Origin of the sequence: Lysobacter sp. yr284 (assembly GCF_900107375.1) — a bacterium.
GTDB lineage: Bacteria > Pseudomonadota > Gammaproteobacteria > Xanthomonadales > Xanthomonadaceae > Lysobacter.
The window spans coordinates 26,091-42,712 of sequence record NZ_FNPT01000023.1 but is presented as its reverse complement, the minus strand read 5'-3'; the positions used below and the strand labels follow the sequence as shown (position 1 = coordinate 42,712).

12 protein-coding genes are annotated in these 16,622 nt (G+C 68.6%); 8 read left to right on the top strand and 4 right to left on the bottom strand.

Annotated elements, in window-relative coordinates; genetic code table 11:
- Positions 1-237: 237 nt before the first annotated feature.
- From BLV01_RS21965 to BLV01_RS21935, 6 genes are all read left to right on the top strand, one after another.
- Positions 238-1,245, top strand: a complete 1,008-nt coding sequence (locus BLV01_RS21965; protein WP_091805171.1) for a hypothetical protein — start codon at positions 238-240, stop codon at positions 1,243-1,245.
- Positions 1,246-2,238: 993 nt separating this feature from the next.
- Positions 2,239-2,787 carry a hypothetical protein gene (locus tag BLV01_RS21955; RefSeq protein ID WP_091805165.1) on the top strand — a complete coding sequence of 183 codons (549 nt, stop codon included), beginning with the start codon at positions 2,239-2,241 and terminating at the stop codon, positions 2,785-2,787.
- A gap of 235 nt (positions 2,788-3,022) precedes the next feature.
- Positions 3,023-4,198 carry an efflux RND transporter periplasmic adaptor subunit gene (locus BLV01_RS21950; RefSeq protein ID WP_139179065.1) on the top strand — a complete coding sequence of 392 codons (1,176 nt, stop codon included), beginning with the start codon at positions 3,023-3,025 and terminating at the stop codon, positions 4,196-4,198.
- A gap of 12 nt (positions 4,199-4,210) precedes the next feature.
- The gene (locus BLV01_RS21945) at positions 4,211-7,405 is read left to right on the top strand and encodes an efflux RND transporter permease subunit (RefSeq protein WP_091805160.1); all 3,195 of its coding nucleotides are present in this window, start codon (positions 4,211-4,213) and stop codon (positions 7,403-7,405) included.
- Entirely contained in the window at positions 7,398-8,855 is a 1,458-nt protein-coding gene (locus BLV01_RS21940; protein ID WP_091805157.1) for an efflux transporter outer membrane subunit, read from the top strand. Before BLV01_RS21945 ends, BLV01_RS21940 begins: the two co-directional genes overlap by 8 nt.
- Complete coding sequence (locus tag BLV01_RS21935) at positions 8,852-9,487, top strand: TetR/AcrR family transcriptional regulator (protein WP_091805154.1); 636 nt, start codon at positions 8,852-8,854, stop codon at positions 9,485-9,487. Before BLV01_RS21940 ends, BLV01_RS21935 begins: the two co-directional genes overlap by 4 nt.
- 207 nt (positions 9,488-9,694) lie before the next feature.
- On the opposite strand, the gene BLV01_RS21930 is transcribed toward BLV01_RS21935, so the two are convergent.
- Positions 9,695-11,116 carry an aminotransferase-like domain-containing protein gene (locus BLV01_RS21930; protein WP_091805151.1) on the bottom strand — a complete coding sequence of 474 codons (1,422 nt, stop codon included), beginning with the start codon at positions 11,114-11,116 and terminating at the stop codon, positions 9,695-9,697.
- 233 nt (positions 11,117-11,349) lie between these two features.
- Here BLV01_RS21930 and BLV01_RS21925 point away from each other — a divergent pair, with 233 nt between their 5' ends.
- Together BLV01_RS21925 and BLV01_RS21920 are read left to right on the top strand one after the other, a co-directional pair.
- Positions 11,350-12,270 carry a DMT family transporter gene (locus tag BLV01_RS21925; protein ID WP_091805148.1) on the top strand — a complete coding sequence of 307 codons (921 nt, stop codon included), beginning with the start codon at positions 11,350-11,352 and terminating at the stop codon, positions 12,268-12,270.
- A gap of 350 nt (positions 12,271-12,620) precedes the next feature.
- Positions 12,621-12,917, top strand: coding sequence for a hypothetical protein (locus tag BLV01_RS21920; protein WP_091805145.1), 297 nt, complete (start codon positions 12,621-12,623; stop codon positions 12,915-12,917).
- Positions 12,918-12,980: 63 nt separating this feature from the next.
- Here the strand turns inward: BLV01_RS21920 and BLV01_RS21915 are convergent, their stop codons facing one another.
- The 3 genes from BLV01_RS21915 to BLV01_RS21905 form a co-directional block, all read right to left on the bottom strand.
- The gene (locus tag BLV01_RS21915) at positions 12,981-14,201 is read right to left on the bottom strand and encodes an RtcB family protein (RefSeq protein ID WP_091805143.1); all 1,221 of its coding nucleotides are present in this window, start codon (positions 14,199-14,201) and stop codon (positions 12,981-12,983) included.
- A 3-nt stretch (positions 14,202-14,204) separates the two neighbouring features.
- Positions 14,205-15,062 carry a hypothetical protein gene (locus tag BLV01_RS21910; RefSeq protein WP_091805139.1) on the bottom strand — a complete coding sequence of 286 codons (858 nt, stop codon included), beginning with the start codon at positions 15,060-15,062 and terminating at the stop codon, positions 14,205-14,207.
- 161 nt (positions 15,063-15,223) lie between these two features.
- The gene (locus BLV01_RS21905; RefSeq protein WP_091805137.1) at positions 15,224-16,354 is read right to left on the bottom strand and encodes a slipin family protein; all 1,131 of its coding nucleotides are present in this window, start codon (positions 16,352-16,354) and stop codon (positions 15,224-15,226) included.
- Between the last annotated feature and the right edge of the window lie 268 nt (positions 16,355-16,622).

Genomic DNA, 16,622 nt, shown 5'->3' with positions numbered 1-16,622 from the left:
GTGGCAACGGGGCGTATCTCTTCGTCGCCCGTGCGGAGTGCGTGCACCGCCAGCCGTTGTCTTCGTGTCTCCTGCATCGCAGCACGCGTAACCCGCGCGCGGTGACCGCCGCCCGTTTATACCGAGACGTCCCGAGCGGATCGCGCACGCGACCGCCGTCGCGGCCGCCATTGCAACAACGCTGCCATCGCGCCCCAGGCAAGCTCCGGCGTTCGCCCAGACGCCAGGATCGCCGCCATGCTCCGACCCGCTTCCTCCCCGTTGCGCCGTGCCGTGCGCGCGGCCGTCGCCGGCCTCGGCCTGCTCGCCGCCTTCGGCGCCGATGCCGCCGCGCTGTCCGCGGCCAACGCCGCCGACCGCGCCGCGTTGGCCCTGCGCTGGGCGCCGGTGCACTACCAGGACGTCGACCAGACCGGCAGCCACGCCCTCGGCGGCGCCGCCGACTACCTCGCCCGCTACGATTTCGACGGCGACCTCGACGCGCGCAACAACTGGGACCGCGCCGGCCAGGCCGCCTATCCGCTGGCCGCGCACGCCTACTACTCGGTGGTCGAGACCGCGACCCACTGGTACATCACCTACCTGTTCTTCCACCCGCGCGACTGGACCGACTCGTTCTTCGACACCGAACACGAGAACGACGCCGAAGGCGTGATGTTCGCCATCGCCCGCGACGGCAGCGCCTACGGCACGCTCAAGGCCGCCGTCACCGTCGCCCACACCGACTTCTTCTCCTACGTGCCCGCCGGCAGCGACTGGACCGGCAACGCCGAGAACGTCGACGGCAGCCTGTCGTTCCTGACCTACCTCGGCGCCCCGCACCCGGTGACCGCGCAGGAAGCCAAGGGCCACGGCCTCAAGGCCTGGCCGGCGTACGACATCAAGGGCGACGGCGTCGTCTACTACCCGTCGCTGACCGTGGCCGAAGTCCCGTCCAACCCGGACGACCGCGACGTCAAATACAAACTCATCGACATCTTCGAAACCGGCGGCATGTGGGACCAGCGCAACAACCCGTCGCTGTTCGCAGGCTACGGCAGCTTCGCCGGCGACAAGAGCGGCGGCTGCGGCAGCGGCGCGATCGGCTGCAGCGTCAACGCGGCGAACGCGCCGTGGGGATGGGACGACAGCAACGACGGCCCGGGACGCGGGGCGCTGGCGACGGACCCGGTGGGGCTGACGATGAACTACTTCCGGATTCCGGAGGCGGTGAGCGGGGCGTATAGCTATAACCCGTATCGGTGAGTGCCTTTTGCGCAACGTTCGCGAACCGGATCGTCCTCTTCGCGCGGAGAAGCCGACTCATTGGCGGCCGGATGGTTGGACGAATGCCCAAGGGATCCGAGAATTCCCAAGCGTATAGTCGTCGGATTCGCCAGTAGCCGATCCGATAACATCGATGGATCTTGTGGCTGCTGTGGAGCAGGATCTGGAACGGCAGCCGCACCGCTGTGGAACTCGGTATCGGCGCGCCCTGCATCAATGTGAGGAATACCTACCCCGGTGAAGCAAGCAGACCGCTCATCAACGGGTAGGCCCACGCTCTCCAGGCATCGCCTGGGTCGTCTGGCCGTCGGCGCCTGCTTGGCTGTGGCTGCGATTTACGCGGTGAACGGCCTGATGGCGGGTAACGAACGTGCGAATGCTTCACCGGCGTGAGAGCTGGGACATCAGCTCTCGCAGTTTTCCGTGTTTGAGGAGGACCAGCAGGTGGGCCCGCTGGAACTGATCAACCACGGCGGGCCCGTTGGCGCCGCCAAGGATTTCAAGTCTCGCCGCCCTGCGGATGAGGTAGTGGCTGACCATACGAAGCGCCTGGAGCGAGAAGGCTGGAAGGTGGCTGAGTCGCATATGGACCCGCGGCATCCGCGGTTTGTTCGATTCTGCAAGGGCGTTACGGGTGCCGACCTGACCATATGGAAGGAAGCCGGCGGCGTTTCTTATCGGATTTCTTTTCTTATCGGATTGCTTTGCTTCGCAGCGGCAAGGGCTGCGATAGCGTTCAATGCCAGGTGGTGCGATGAATTCGCTCGGCGCTCTCTAAATTAGCTGTACTGCGCTCCTTCCTCTGTCCGCGAAGATCGATCCTTCAGCTGGATCGTGGCTACGGCTTTTCAGCGAGTTCGGGATTCCAATAGAAGTTTCGCTTTGTTGTTGCCTTCGGCTCGTTCGTGCTGAGTGTTAGTATTCTCATCGCCAATTTGTTGCCTCCGCGGCCACGTCGCCCGCGCGAATCGCATGATCTGCCCGGAAGTACACAAGGAAGTAGCGAGGCTCGACGGCTATCTCGACGGCATCGCCGCATCGGCGAATGGTTCCCGCCGCTACTCCGCCGGCGCTTTTCTGATCGAACTGGCCGAGCCGGACGCCTGCATCGAGCAAGCGATCAGGGATTGCAAAAGCTGGTACTCCCAACTCGCCTTTGCACAGACGGGGCGGCAGCGCCTGCCGCGCGGACTGGGCAGCCTGGAGTCCGAGATGCAACCGTTTCTGGTGCGCGAGGTTGCCAATCGGAGCGCGGCCGATTTGGAGAACTTGCGCGAATACTTGTCTTTTAGAGTGATGGATGCGCTGTGGTTCGCGCTGGAAGCACAAGGACGACTGCGGGTCGGCCCATCGAGGGCGGTGGATGTGTGGCGATTGGACAACGAACCCGCGCCCGATTCCTCCGATTGCACCTGGTTCTGCGTCCGCGTGGAGTGGGGGTTGGTCGTACTGCAGTTCAACGACGACCTCAAATGGCAGCAGGCAGTTGAGAGCGGCAGAGTCGATCCCTTGTGTCCTTGAGGAGAGACATCTTGGCGCGCGGCAATATTTGCCGATTCTGCTTTTTAGGTGCTGCTGCGCACAAAAAAACACAGCCTTCGGCTCTGAAACTGCCTGAACAGGGCAATCGGCACGCCGTTGTTGATGGACTATTCACGCAGAAAAAAAGAGAATGATCGTTCATTCTACGATCCGCCTGCAGTCCGTCCTGGCCGCACCCACACCTGAGGCTCCCCCAATGCCGTCGCGCAAGTCCATGTCCTATAAGGCAATTTTCACCGTTTCCGTACTTGCGTTGGCCCTCGCGGCCTGTGGCAAGGGCGGCGATCAACAAGGCGGCCCCGGCGGGCCGGGCGGCCAGAAGGGCCAGGTCACCGTGGTGACCCTGAAGCCCGAGACCATCACCCTGACCCGCGAACTGCCGGGCCGGACCAGCGCCTCGCTGGTGGCGCAGGTGCGGCCGCAGGTGAACGGCATCGTCGAGAAGCGCCTGTTCGCCGAGGGCGGGCTGGTCAAGGCGGGGCAGCCGCTGTACCAGCTCGACGACAAGACCTACGCGGCCGACGCCGAGAACGCCAAGGCGACCTTGGCGCGCGCCGAGGCGTCGCTGAATTCGGCGCAGCTCAATGCCCGCCGCTCGACCGAGCTGGTCAAGATCGACGCGGTCAGCAAGCAGGACGACGAGAACGCCACCGCGACGCTCAAGCAGGCCCGCGCCGACGTCGCCGCCGGCCGCGCCCAGGTCGCCAGCACCGGGGTGGTCCTCGGCCGCGCGCGCATCGTCTCGCCGATCAGCGGCCGCATCGGCAAGTCGGCGGTCACCGCCGGCGCGCTGGTCACCGCCAACCAGGCCGATGCGCTGGCGGTGGTGCAGCAGCTCGATCCGGTGTTCGTCGACATCAGCCAGTCCAGCGCCGAACTGCTGGCCCTGCGCAAGCAGATCGCCGCCGGCACGCTGAGCGAGGCGAGCACGCCGGTGCAGATCCTGCTCGAGGACGGCAGCCGCTACGAGCACGACGGCAAGCTGGCGTTCTCCGAGGTCACCGTCGACGAAGGCACCGGCAGCTTCCTGCTGCGCGTGGTGGTGCCCAACCCCGACAACATCCTGATGCCGGGCATGTACGTGCGCGCCCAGGTCGGTACCGGCGTGCGCCAGAACGCGCTGCTGGTGCCGCAACAGGGCGTGACCCGCGATCCCAAGGGCAACGCCACCGCGCTGGTGGTCAACGCCAAGAGCGAGGTCGAGCCGCGCGAGATCAAGGTCGGTCAGGCCATCGGCGACAAGTGGCTGGTCGAGGGCGGGCTGAAGGCCGGCGACAAGGTCATCGTCGAAGGCCTGCAGAAGATCGGCCCCGGCATGCCGGTGGACGCGACCGAGAAGGGCGCCGCGCCGGCCAAGCCGGCGGCCCCCGCCGCCGCGCCGAAGCAGTAATCGGAGACATTCATGGCACGGTTCTTCATCGATCGCCCCATCTTCGCGTGGGTCTTGGCGATCATCATCATGCTCGGTGGCGCGATCGCGATCACCCGGCTGCCCATTTCGCAATATCCCACCATCGCGCCGCCCACGGTCGCGGTGAACGCGTCGTATCCCGGCGCATCGGCTAAAGCCGTCGAGAACTCGGTGACCCAGATCATCGAGCAGAACATGAAGGGCATCGACGGCCTGATGTACATGTCGGCGACCAGCTCCTCCGACGGCCAGGCTTCGGTGACGCTGACCTTCGAGAGCGGCACCGACCCCGACATCGCCCAGGTGCAGGTGCAGAACAAGCTGCAGCTGGCCACCCCGTTGCTGCCGCAGATCGTGCAGCAGCAGGGCGTGAGCGTGTCCAAGGCGAACTCGTCGTTCCTGCAGGTCATCGGCTTCGTGTCCGAGGACGGCAGCATGAACGGCGCCGACATCGCCGACTACGTGGCCGCCAACCTGGTCGACCCGCTCGCCCGCGTCAACGGCGTCGGCAGCACCCAGCTGTTCGGCACCAAGTACGCGATGCGGATCTGGCTCGATCCCGACAAGCTCAACACCTACAAGCTGACCCCGACCGACGTCATCAACGCCCTGCGCGCGCAGAACGCCCAGGTCGCGGTCGGCCAGCTCGGCGGCACCCCGTCGGTGAAGGGCCAGCAGCTCAACGCCACCATCACCGCGCAGGACCGCCTGCAGACCGCCGAGCAGTTCAAGCAGATCGTGGTGCGCGCCAACAGCACCGGCGCGGTGCTGAAGCTGGCCGACGTCGCCCGCGTCGAGCTGGGCCAGGAGGACTACAGCACCATCGCCCGCTTCAACGGCAAGCCGGCCACCGGCATCGCCATCTCGCTGGCCACCGGCGCCAACGCGCTGGCCACCGCGCAGGCGGTGCAGGCCGAGCTGGAGCAGCTCAAGCCCTCGTTCCCGAAGGGCCTCAAGGCGGTGACGCCGTTCGACACCACGCCGTTCGTGCGCGTGGCGATCGAGGAAGTGGTCAAGACCCTGCTCGAAGCGATCGTGCTGGTGTTCCTGGTCATGTACCTGTTCCTGCAGAACTTCCGCGCCACCCTGATCCCGACGATCGCGGTGCCGGTGGTGTTGCTGGGCACGTTCGGCCTGCTCGCGCTGTTCGGCTACTCGGTCAACATGCTGACCATGTTCGCGGTAGTGCTCGCCATCGGCCTGCTGGTCGACGACGCCATCGTCGTGGTCGAGAACGTCGAGCGCGTGATGAGCGAGGAAGGCCTCTCGCCCAAGGAAGCCACGCGCAAGTCGATGGACCAGATCACCGGCGCGCTGGTCGGCATCGGCCTGGTGCTGTCGGCGGTGTTCGTGCCGATGGCCTTCCTCGGCGGCGCCACCGGCGTGATCTACCGCCAGTTCTCGGTGACCATCGTCTCGGCGATGTTCCTGTCGGTGCTGGTCGCGATCGTGCTGACCCCGGCGCTGTGCGCGACCATGCTCAAGCCGATCCAGAAGGGCCACCACGCGTCCGACAAGGGCTTCTTCGGCTGGTTCAACAACAAGTTCGACGCCGGCAACAAGAAGTACCAGGGCGTGGTCCACGGCATCGTCACCCGCGCCGGCCGCTTCATGATCGTGTTCGCGGCGATGGCGGCGCTGATGGGCGTGCTGTTCTTCCGCCTGCCGTCCTCGTTCCTGCCGCAGGAAGACCAGGGCTTCTTGTTCACCATCGTGCAGGCCCCGGTCGGCGCGACCCAGGAACGCACCGGCGAGGTGCTGAAGAAGGTCGAGGACCAGTTCCTCAACGACAAGGCCGTGGATTCGCTGTTCACCGTGCAGGGCTTCAGCTTCGCCGGCAACGGCCAGAACGCGGGCATGGCCTTCGCCCAGCTCAAGCCTTGGGAAGAGCGCGCGACCAGCTTCGGCGAGCGCATGAAGGCGTTCTTCAGCTTCGGCAAGAGCCCGGCGCCGGACAACAGCGTCAACGGCGTGGTCGGCCGCGCGATGGGCAGCTTCATGCAGATCAAGGACGCGTTCGTGTTCGCGCTGGCGCCGCCGGCGGTGTTCGAACTGGGCAACTCCAACGGCTTCGTGTTCTACATGAAGGACAACGGCGCGCTCGGCCACGATGCGCTGGTGGCCGCGCGCAACCAGTTCCTCGGCATGGCCGCGCAGAGCCAGTTCCTGCAGAACGTGCGTCCCAACGGCATGGAGGACACCCCGCAGTTCCGCGTCGACGTCGACAACCAGAAGGCCGCCGCGCTGGGCCTGAACATCGCCGACATCAACTCGACCCTGCAGGCGGCCTGGGGCGGCCAGTACATCGACGACTTCGTCGACCGCGGCCGGGTCAAGCGCGTCTACGTGCAGGCCGATGCGCCGTTCCGCATGGTGCCCAGCGACTTCAACCGCTGGTACGTGCGCAACGACAAGGGCGAGATGGTGCCGTTCTCGGCGTTCGCCTCGACCCGCTGGGAATACGGTTCGCCGCGGCTTGAGCGCTACAATGGCGTGTCCGCGCTGGAAATCAACGGCGAAGCCAAGCCGGGCGTCAGCTCGGGCCAGGCCATGGCCGAGGTCGAGAAGCTGGTGGCGCAGTTGCCGCAGGGCATCGGCCTGGAGTGGACCGGCCTGTCGTTCCAGGAACGTCAGGCGGGCGCGCAGACGCCGCTGCTGTACACGCTGTCGCTGCTGATCGTGTTCCTGTGTCTGGCCGCGATGTACGAAAGCTGGGCGATCCCGACCTCGGTGCTGCTGATCGCGCCGATGGGCATCCTCGGCACGGTGCTGGCGACCTGGGCGCGCGGCATGGAGCGCGACGTGTACTTCCAGGTGGCGATGCTCACCACAGTCGGTCTATCGAGCAAGAACGCGATCCTGATCGTGGAGTTCGCCAAGGAGAACCTGGAGAAGGGCATGGACCTGATCGAGGCCACCTTGGCGGCGGTGCGCGACCGCTTGCGCCCGATCATCATGACCTCGCTGGCGTTCGGCCTGGGCGTGCTGCCGCTGGCCCTGGCCTCGGGCGCGGGTTCCGGCGCGCAGCGCGCGATCGGCACCGGCGTGCTCGGCGGCATGATCGTGGGTACGTTCCTGGGCATCTTCTTCGTCCCGCTGTTCTTCGTCGTGGTCGAGAAGATCTTCGTCAGAAACAAACACGCGCCCGCTGAGCACAGCGCCCAAGGAGCGCAGAGCCATGAGTAAGTTTTCGACCCACGCCCTGGCCCTGGCGATCGCGCTGGCGGCGACCGGCTGCGTGAGCCTGGCGCCCAAGCTGCCGGCGCAGGACGCCGGCATCCCGGCGCAGTGGCCGCTGCCGCCGACCACCCAGTCCTTCGTCGGCGCGCAGCCGCTGACCTCCGACCCGGCGGCCTCGCAAGCCGCCGGCGCGGGCGAAGGCGCGGCGGTGGCCGACATCGGCTGGCGCGATTTCTTCGAAGATCCGAACCTGGAGCAGCTGATCGGCCGCGCGCTGGACAACAACCGCGACCTGCGCGTGGCCGTGCTCAACGTCGAGAAGGCGCGCGCGCAGTACCGCATCCAGCGCGCCGACCGGTTGCCCGCGCTGAACGCCACGGCGCAGCTGCGACGCACCGGCGGCGACAACCAGCAGGTCGTCGACGAGTACCAGGCCGGCGCGTCCATCGCCAACTTCGAGCTCGACCTGTTCGGCCGCGTGCGCAGCCTGAGCCAGTCCGCGCTGCAGCGTTACTTCGCCGAAGAAGAAGCGCGCCGCGCGGCCCAGCTGAGCCTGATCGCCGAGGTCGCCAACGCCTACCTGACCCTGGCCGCGGACCGCGAGCTGCTGTCGGTGTCGGAGGCGACGCTGAAGAACCAGCAGTCGGCCTACGACCTGACCCAGAAGCGCCGCGAACTCGGCGCGGTGTCGGGCCTGGAACTGAGCCAGGCGCGCACCCAGGTCGAACAGGCGCGCGCCGATGCGGCGCGTTACGCCGGGCAGGTGGCGCAGGACACCAACGCGCTGAACCTGCTGGTCGGCGAACCGGTCGATCCGGCGCTGCTGCCGAGCAAGCTCACCGCCGGCGTCGCCGGCCTGGCGGCGCTGCCGCAGGGCCTGCCGTCGGAGGTGCTGCTGCGCCGTCCGGACGTGCTCCAGGCCGAGCACCTGCTGCGCGCGCAGAACGCCAACATCGGCGCCGCGCGCGCCGCGTTCTTCCCGTCGATCAGCCTGACCGGCTTCCTGGGCAGCGCCAGCAACGAGCTGTCGGGGCTGTTCGATTCGAACACCCGCAGCTGGCTGGTCAATCCGGTGGTCAACATCCCGATCTTCCAGGGCGGCAAGCTGCGCGCCAACCTGGCCTCGGCCAAGGCCGACCAGAAGATCGCGCTGGCGCAGTACGAGAAGGCGATCCAGGCCGGCTTCCGCGACGTCTCCGACGCGCTGGCGCTGACCAAGACCCTGGCCGAGCAGCGCCAGGCGCAGGAAGCGCTGGTCGAGGCGGCCGCGCGCGCCGACCAGTTGTCGACCGCGCGTTACAAGGCCGGCCGCGACAGCTACCTCAACCAGCTCGACGCCCAGCGCACGCTGTACGGCGCGCAGCAGGGCCTGGTGACCACGCGCCTGGCCGAGCAGAGCAATCGGGTCGCGCTGTACAAAGTGCTCGGAGGTGGCTGGAACGAGCGCAGCCAATGAGCACCCCGGGCAACCCGACCGCCGCCAAGCCCAGCGCCAAGGCCGCCGCGCGCGCGCAGGCCCAGCGCGAGCGCATCCTGGTCGCGGCCCAGCAGTGTTTCGTCGTGCACGGCTTCCACGCCGCCAGCATGGCCAACATCGCCGAGACCGCGGGCATGAGCGCCGGGCTGATCTATCGCTACTTCAAGGGCAAGAACGACATCATCCTGGCCATCATCGAGCGCCAGCTCGAAGAGGCCCGGGCCGATGTGGCCAAGCTCAACACCAGCAGCGACCTGGTCGGCGGGATCGCCGAGGTCTTCCAGCAATGGCAGGCCAACGATCCCGGCATCACCAGCGCGGCCTTGTTCCTGGAGCTGACCGCCGAGGCCACGCGCGATCCGGAGATCGCCGCGGCCACGCACGCCTCCGACAAGGTGTTCCGCGCGGACCTGGCCTCGTGGTTCGCGCGCAGCGCCGCCGAGGGCGGCCTGGGCGTGCCGCAGGACCAGGTCGGCACGCGGGTGTTGATCCTGCAGTCGCTGATCGAAGGCCTGGCGATGCGCGCGATCAGCCAGCCCGACCTCACCGTCGACCAGGTCAAGACCGCGTTGAGCCAGTTCCTGCCGAGCCTGTTGACGGCCCAGGCCTGACGCGGGCCGGTCCGGCCCGAAGCGGTAACGAAACGAGCCGCGGTCGCAAGACTGCGGCTCGTTTCGTTTCGACTGCTGCCAATGCACGGTAGCCCCCTGTAGGAGCGGCGCGAGCCGCGACCGCGCCAACGCAACTACGCCGCAGTTTCGTCATGGTTGCGTTGTCGCGGTCGCGGCTTGCGCCGCTCCTACAGGAATGCTGCGCGGCTATCGCGCGAGCTGCTTGGCCAGCTGCCCCAGCGTCTTTAGCGCCGTCTCCATTTTGCGGTCCCACGGCTGCCCGCAGCTCAGCCGCACGTGGTGGGTGTAGTCGCCGCGGTTGGAGAACAGGTGCCCCGGCAGGATGCCGATGCCGCGCGCCAGCGCCGCTTCGAACAGCGCCTGGCCGTCGACGCTTTCCGGCAACTCCGCCCACAGCGTCATTCCGCCGGCCGGCTCGGCCACGCAGGTGCCGTCGGGCCAGTAGTCCAGCAGCGCCTGCCGGTACGCCTGGGCGTTGCCGGCCAGGGCGCGGCGCAGGCGGCGCAGGCCGCGTTCGATGTCGTGGCGGGCGAGGAAGTCGATCAGCGCCAGTTGCGGCAGGGTCGCGGTGGCGACCGTGGAAAAGCTCTTGGTGCGCAGCAGCTCCGAGCGCCGCCGCCCGCCGAGCATCCAACCCACGCGCAGGCCCGGCGCGAGGATCTTCGAATACGAGCCGCAGGTGACGACGTGTTCGCCGTCGTCGAAGCGGCGCAGCGGCGCCGGGCGTTCGCCCGAATAGGCCAGCTCGCCGTAGAGGTCGTCCTCGATCAGCACCGTGCCGTGCGCGGCGCAGGCGGCGACGATCTCGCGCTTGGCCGCCTCGCCGGTGAGGCTGCCGAGCGGGTTGTTGAAGTTCGGCACCAGCAGCGCCGCGCGCACGGCGTGGCGTTCGAGCAGTTCGCGCAGGTGCGCCGGGTCCAGGCCGCGGCCGGGATGGTTGGGGATCTCCAGCACGCGCAGCCCGTGCGCGGCCACCGCCTGCAGCAGGCCGTGGTAGGTGGGAGTTTCCAGGATCACGATGTCGCCGGGACGGGTCAGCGTGCGCAGGGTGAGGCTGATCGCCTCCATCGCACCGGCGGTGACGATGACCTCGTCGGGATCGATCTCCACGCCGCATTGCGCGTAGCGCTGGGCGATGCGCTCGCGCAAGGCCGGCAAGCCCTGCGGCACGGTGTAGCCGAGCGCGACGGCGGGATCGCGGCGCATCGCCCGCGTCACCGAGGCGGCCAGCGCGGCGCTGGGCAGCAGCGCCGCGGCCGGGGTGGCAGCGTGCAGCGGCACCAGGTCGCGGCGCGATTGCACGTCGAGCACGCCGAGCAGGGCGGGATTGCGCATCGGCGTCGGCGCGCGCGCGAGGTGGCGCGCGCGGTGGCTGCGCGGCGCCGCCGCCGGCGCCGCGCGCACGTAGTAGCCCGAGCGCGGCCGCGCTTCGATCAGGCCCTCGCGTTCGAGCTGCTGGTAGGCCTCCACCGCGGTGGCCAGGCTGATGCGCTGGTCGCGGCCGAGCCGGCGCAGCGACGGCAGGCGTTCGCCGGCGCGCAGCACGCCGCGCTGGATCTGCCGGCGCATGCGCTCGGCGAGGCGTTCGTAGAGCAGTTCCTGGGACATGACGAACCTCGCAACACGAAAGCTCTTGTTCCACTCGCGGGAGAGGGGTTGGGGCGAGGGCGCGCGTACCGCCGCGAACCGCCGGACCCTCGTCTCGATCCCGCCCAGTCCGCTAGACGGCAAGCACGACAGCAGGACGAAACTGTACCGGTCGAAATTCATCCTAACTGAATCTGTATCGGTCCACCGCCGGGACCTACCCTGAGCCTCCCGCTCCCCGCACGCCCCTCCCCATGAGCACCGTCTCCGCCGCCGCCCCGAGCGCCGATTCGCGCAACGCGCTGGTCCAGTTGCTGATCGCCGAGTTGCTGATCGGCTCGGTCGGCGTGTTCGTGCACGAAAGCGGCCAGGACGCGATCACCGCGGTGTTGTTCCGCTGCGTGTTCGGGGTCGCCTTCCTGCTCGCCTGGGGCTGGGCGCGCGGGCTGTTCCGCGGCCTGCTCGGCGAGCGCGCGCTGATCCGTTCGGCGGTCTTCAGCGGCGTGCTGCTGGTGCTGAACTGGGTCGCCCTGTTCGCCGGCATGGCGCGCTCTTCGATCGGCGTGGCGACGATGGTCTACCACTTCTTCCCGTTCGTGGTGCTGGGCCTGGCCGCAGCGTTCTACGGCGAGCGCAGCCGCGCCGCCGACCTCGGCTGGACCGCGATCGCCTTCGTCGGCGTGCTGTGCTCGGCCGATCCGTTCAAGCTCTGGCGCAGCGCCGACAGCGGCTACCTGATCGGCGTCGGCCTGACCTTCGTCGCGGCGGTGCTGTGCGGCGCGTCGTTGCTGCTGTCGCGGCGGATCAGCCGCGAGCGGCCGTTCGCGGTGGTGTTGATCCAGTGCCTGGTCGGCGTGGTCATGCTGGCGCCGTTCGCCGACTACGCCAAGGTCATGGCGCCGGGCCCGCACTGGTTCTGGCTGGCCGGCCTCGGCCTGATCCACAGCGGCGTGTGCTACGTGCTGTTCTATTCGTCCTACCCGCGCCTGCAGGTGGCGACGATCGCGGTGCTGGCCTTCATCTATCCGGTGGTCGCGCTGCTGCTGGACTACGCGGTCTACGGCCACACCCTGGCGCCGGTGCAGAGCGTGGGCGTGGCGTTGATCGTGCTCGGCACCCTCGGCGTCAACCTCAAGTGGCGGTGGCGCCTGCGCCCGCAGCCCGCGCGCGCCTGAGCGCGCGGCGCAACGGTATACGGTTGCGCACGCGAGTTTCTCGACCCCGCCCGCCCGATGGCGGATGCGCCCGACGCTCTCGTCCGGCGGCCGGCGCAGGGATGCGCCGGTGGGCCTTTCTCGCGCCGCGCCGCCGCTGTGAATGCGGTCACGTGCGTTCAGTCGCGAGCCGACTTCGTATACGGTCCGTCACGCCCGCTTGCATCTTCGACGAACGGACGAAGGCTATCCCCGATGCGCGTTTGCGACTTCGCTCGCGTTTTGCACGTGCGAAGTCGACTTTTGCCGGACTCCCGCGCGCGAAAAAACGTTATCTTCGAAATGCAAAAGGGATGCCAACGGATTCGTCCATGCCGCCTCGCAACGTCGATTGGTTCAGTTCCAGCAGCGCCGACGAGGCCGGCGGGGCCGACGCTTCGTCGGCCGCCGCGACCGCCACCGCCGCCGCCCTGATTCCCCACCGGACCCGCGAACTGGCCATCACCTACGGCCTGGGCGCGCGCCTGCACCACGGCGAGCGCCATTGGGACGACATCCGCGACGAACTCGCGCGCGGCTGGGAGCGGTTGCGCGGCGCCGAGCGCGCGTCGTGGTCGCAGGTCGAGGCCCACGTCGAAGGCGCCTGGCGGCTGGTGCTGGCCGACTGAGCGAAAAAACGCCGCCCTCGCGGGCGGCGCCAAGTACCGCAAACAAGCGACGCAGCGTCGGGGTCAGCCCTTGATGCAGACCACCTGGCGCAGCGTGTGCACCACCTCGACCAGGTCGGCCTGCGCCGCCATCACCGCCTCGATCGGCTTGTACGCCGCCGGCGATTCGTCGATGACCGCCGCGTCCTTGCGGCATTCCACGTGGGCGGTGGCTTCGCGGTGCTGCTTGAGGGTGATGCTGCGGCGCGCCTCGGTCCGGCTCATCACCCGGCCGGCGCCGTGGCTGCAGCTGTGGAAGCTGTCGGCGTTGCCCTTGCCGCGCACGATGTAGCTGCGCGCGCCCATGCTGCCGGGAATGATCCCGAGCTCGCCCTCGCGCGCGCTGACCGCGCCCTTGCGCGTCACCCACAACGGCTCGCCGAAGTGTTCCTCGCGCTGGACGTAGTTGTGGTGGCAGTTGACCGCGGTCTTGTCGAGCTGGAACTTCGGCAGCTGGATGCGCATGGCGTGCAGCACCCGGTCCATCATCGCCTCGCGGTTGTGGCGGGCGTAGTCCTGGGCCCAGCCGACGGCTTCGACGTAGTCGTCGAACAAGGGCTCGCCTTCGAGCAGGAAGGCCAGGTCCTTGTCCGGCAGATGGAAGCCGAGCGTGCGCTTCTCCAGCTTCATCCGTGCCAGCTCGATGAAGTAGCTGCCGATCAGGTTGCCGGTGCCGCGCGAGCCGGAATGCAGCATCACCCACACCGCGCCGGCCTCGTCCAGGCACAGCTCGATGAAGTGGTTGCCGCCGCCGAGCGTGCCGATCTGCTTGTCGAGCTTGTCGGTGCGCAGCTTGCGGTGCTTTGCGTGGATCGCGTCCAGCCGCGCCGCCAGCCCCGATTTCGCCAGCCGGGTGGCGTGGCTGTCGGGCAGGCGCCGGTGTTCGCCGCCGCGGCCGTTGCCGACCGGCACGCAATGCTCGATCGCCGCTCGCACGCGGGCCAGGCTGTCGGGCAGGTCCTTGGCCTGCAGGGTGGTGCGCACCGCGGCCATGCCGCAGCCGATGTCGACGCCGACCGCAGCGGGGATGATCGCGCCGCGCGTGGGCACCACCGAGCCGACCGTGGCGCCCTTGCCGAGGTGCACGTCGGGCATGGCCGCGACCCAGGGGCCGACATGGGGCAGGGCGGCGATGTTGCGCAGCTGTCGCTTGGCGCCCTCGTCGACCGGCACCCCGCGGATCCAGGCCTTGACTGGGGCCACGCCTTCGTCGGCGTGGAGCAGTTCGTAGTGGGAGGTACTCATGATTCAGTGTTCCTTGTGTTGGGCGCCGAAGTACAGCCGGCCGCGGAATTTGCGCGAGCGCTCGCCTCGCGCGACGGCCACGTGCGGTTCGAACGGGTCGGGCCCGTCGCCGTTGCGCAGCCGATGCGCGATCAGTTCGGCCTGGTTCAACTGCCGCTTGCTGCGCGCGTAGACATCGCAGCGGCCGAACAGGCCGCAGCGCTTGCCGGCGCACGAACCGACAGGGGTGTGCAGCAGCGCGTCGAACGCAGGCGCCGGCACGCAGGCGCCAGGCTTGCGCTTGCCGGGGCGCGGCGGCGGCACGGGCGCGAGTTCCACCCGGTACCAGATGCCGTCCACCCGGTGCAGCTGGGTGGTCTCGTCGATCCGGCGCACGCCTTCGCGCCACCCCGCTTCGCGCGCCCGCACCTTGAGCAGGCGCTCGCGGCGACGCAGGGCGCGGTCGGCGGCGGCGTCCTGGTTGCGCATCAGGCAGCCGTTGCGCGGATCCACATACAGATCGCAGCGGCTGTCGGCCAGGGCGACGACGCCGCCCCAGCCGCGCGCGACGCACAGCCGGCCGCCGATCTCGAGCACGTCGATGGCGACGAAATCGCGCAGGTGCACGTGGATGTGCTGCTGCACGCTGTTGCGCCGGTCCACGCTTTTGCACAGTTCCGAATAGACCGCGTCCCAGCGGCGTCCGGCCTGTCGTTCCAGCCAGCGCTGCAACGGGCGCAGGTTTTCGTTGAGCCATTTTCGGCTCCCGCCGCGCGGGCGCATGCCCTCGAAGGCGCGACGATCGTCCGGTTCGCGCGGTTCGCGCCCCGGCTTGGCCCAGCCGGCGCCGGTGCGCGGCCGTTCCACGATCACTTTGTACATATCGCTTCGCATATGGATTTCGCATCCGATAGTCGGCCGCGCGCGCGGCTTGCGCACCGCGCACGCGACCCTGCGCCGCCCCGCACGGGGCGGCGTTCGCGTTGGCGTGGGCTGTCGCGCTATCGGAACCCGGGCGGCGCGATGCCGCCCGGTCCTGCGTTTCAGCCGTGGCCCTTGAGGCTGACGAGCTGCTTCATGACTCCCTCCAGACCGCCGAAGACGGTCAGCTTGTCGATCTTCTCGGTGATCTTTTCCAGTGCTTCGAGTTCCTTCAGGCGCATCAGCACCGGAGAGTCCTCGATCAGCTTGGCGGTGTTGAGCAGGCTGCGGGTCGCGTTGGCCTCCTCGCGGCGGCGGATCGTGTTGGCCTGGGCGGTCTTCTCCGCCTGCACCACCGCATTGAGGATGTCCTTCATCTCGCCCGGCAGGATCACGTCCTTGACGCCGACGCCGAGCACGTCCACGCCGATCTCGGCGCAGGCGCCGCGCGCGCTGGCGAGGATGTCCGCGTCGAGCGAGGCCTTGTCGCCGAGCAGTTCGTCCAGGGTCTTGGACGAGACCGCCTTGCGCAGGCCGTACTGCAGCTCGCGATAGACGTGTTCGGCGTATTTGGCGACCTTGGTGCGCGCGGCCACCGGCGAGGCCACGCGCACGCTGGCGGCGAGGTTCACGCGCAGGGTGACCTTGTCGCGGGTCAGCAGTTCCTGGCCGGAGACTTCCATCGCCTGCACGCGCAACTCCACGGTCTCCACCGCGACGTTCTTGCGCAGGTTCCAGAACGCGTACGCGCCCGGCGCCAGCACGCGCACGAACTTGCCGTCGACGAACAGCAGGCCGGCCGACTCGGTCGGCACGGCGCCGTGCGCCGCGACGCGGTCGAGCTGGGCGATCTGGCGCAGGCCATCGGCGACCTCGCGCTCGATCTCCAGGCCCTCGGCCAGCGCCAGCGCGCGCACGTCGATCGTCGCCAGGCCCTTCCAGTACAGGCGGCGCATGCCGGGCGCCAGCACTTCGGCGTAGCGGCCGTTGCGCAGCACCAGGCCGACTTCGTCGTTGCCGATGTCGGCGAGGACGAAGTGCTCGGACAGGCGCTCGCCGAGGCCGGCGATCAGCGCTTCGCCGTCGTTGCCGGCGTAGGCGCTGTTGCCGATGTTGTGCTGGTCGAGGGTGAGCTCGTCGCGCAGGTCGCGCAGCATGTGCACGCCCGGGCCGAGCACGCGCTCGATGCGGCGGTTGCGATAGACCAGGACGCGCTCGGCATCGCCGACCACGACCTTCTTCGTCCAGAACATGATCGTCTCCTTGGGTTCCGGTGTGGTCCGATCCGTGTTGTGGGCCGCTGCGACCGAATCGGAATGTCGCAACGGCGCGGCGGATCGCGTCGGCGACGCGAATTCCGGGATTCCGCCGCACGAGCGCGGCGGAAGGCAATAGGGTGGGAACGCCCCTGGCGTCGTCGTCGCGGACCGCATGCGCGGCGGGCGTGGCGCGGTCGCCGCCGGCATCGCCACGTCCGTTGTGGTCGATGCCGTGCGTCGTGCGCCATCGCTCGCCGGGCAT

Excerpts from the sequence above, each read along its gene's own strand:
- BLV01_RS21950 (WP_139179065.1), top strand. The coding sequence starts at position 3,023 with ATGTCCTATAAGGCAATTTTCACCGTTTCCGTACTTGCGTTGGCCCTC.
- BLV01_RS21945 (WP_091805160.1), top strand. The coding sequence starts at position 4,211 with ATGGCACGGTTCTTCATCGATCGCCCCATCTTCGCGTGGGTCTTGGCG.
- BLV01_RS21930 (WP_091805151.1), bottom strand. The coding sequence starts at position 11,116 with ATGTCCCAGGAACTGCTCTACGAACGCCTCGCCGAGCGCATGCGCCGG.
- BLV01_RS21925 (WP_091805148.1), top strand. The coding sequence starts at position 11,350 with ATGAGCACCGTCTCCGCCGCCGCCCCGAGCGCCGATTCGCGCAACGCG.
- BLV01_RS21920 (WP_091805145.1), top strand. The coding sequence starts at position 12,621 with ATGCCGCCTCGCAACGTCGATTGGTTCAGTTCCAGCAGCGCCGACGAG.
- BLV01_RS21935 (WP_091805154.1), top strand. The coding sequence starts at position 8,852 with ATGAGCACCCCGGGCAACCCGACCGCCGCCAAGCCCAGCGCCAAGGCC.
- BLV01_RS21915 (WP_091805143.1), bottom strand. The coding sequence starts at position 14,201 with ATGAGTACCTCCCACTACGAACTGCTCCACGCCGACGAAGGCGTGGCC.
- BLV01_RS21965 (WP_091805171.1), top strand. The coding sequence starts at position 238 with ATGCTCCGACCCGCTTCCTCCCCGTTGCGCCGTGCCGTGCGCGCGGCC.
- BLV01_RS21940 (WP_091805157.1), top strand. The coding sequence starts at position 7,398 with ATGAGTAAGTTTTCGACCCACGCCCTGGCCCTGGCGATCGCGCTGGCG.
- BLV01_RS21905 (WP_091805137.1), bottom strand. The coding sequence starts at position 16,354 with ATGTTCTGGACGAAGAAGGTCGTGGTCGGCGATGCCGAGCGCGTCCTG.
- BLV01_RS21955 (WP_091805165.1), top strand. The coding sequence starts at position 2,239 with ATGATCTGCCCGGAAGTACACAAGGAAGTAGCGAGGCTCGACGGCTAT.
- BLV01_RS21910 (WP_091805139.1), bottom strand. The coding sequence starts at position 15,062 with ATGTACAAAGTGATCGTGGAACGGCCGCGCACCGGCGCCGGCTGGGCC.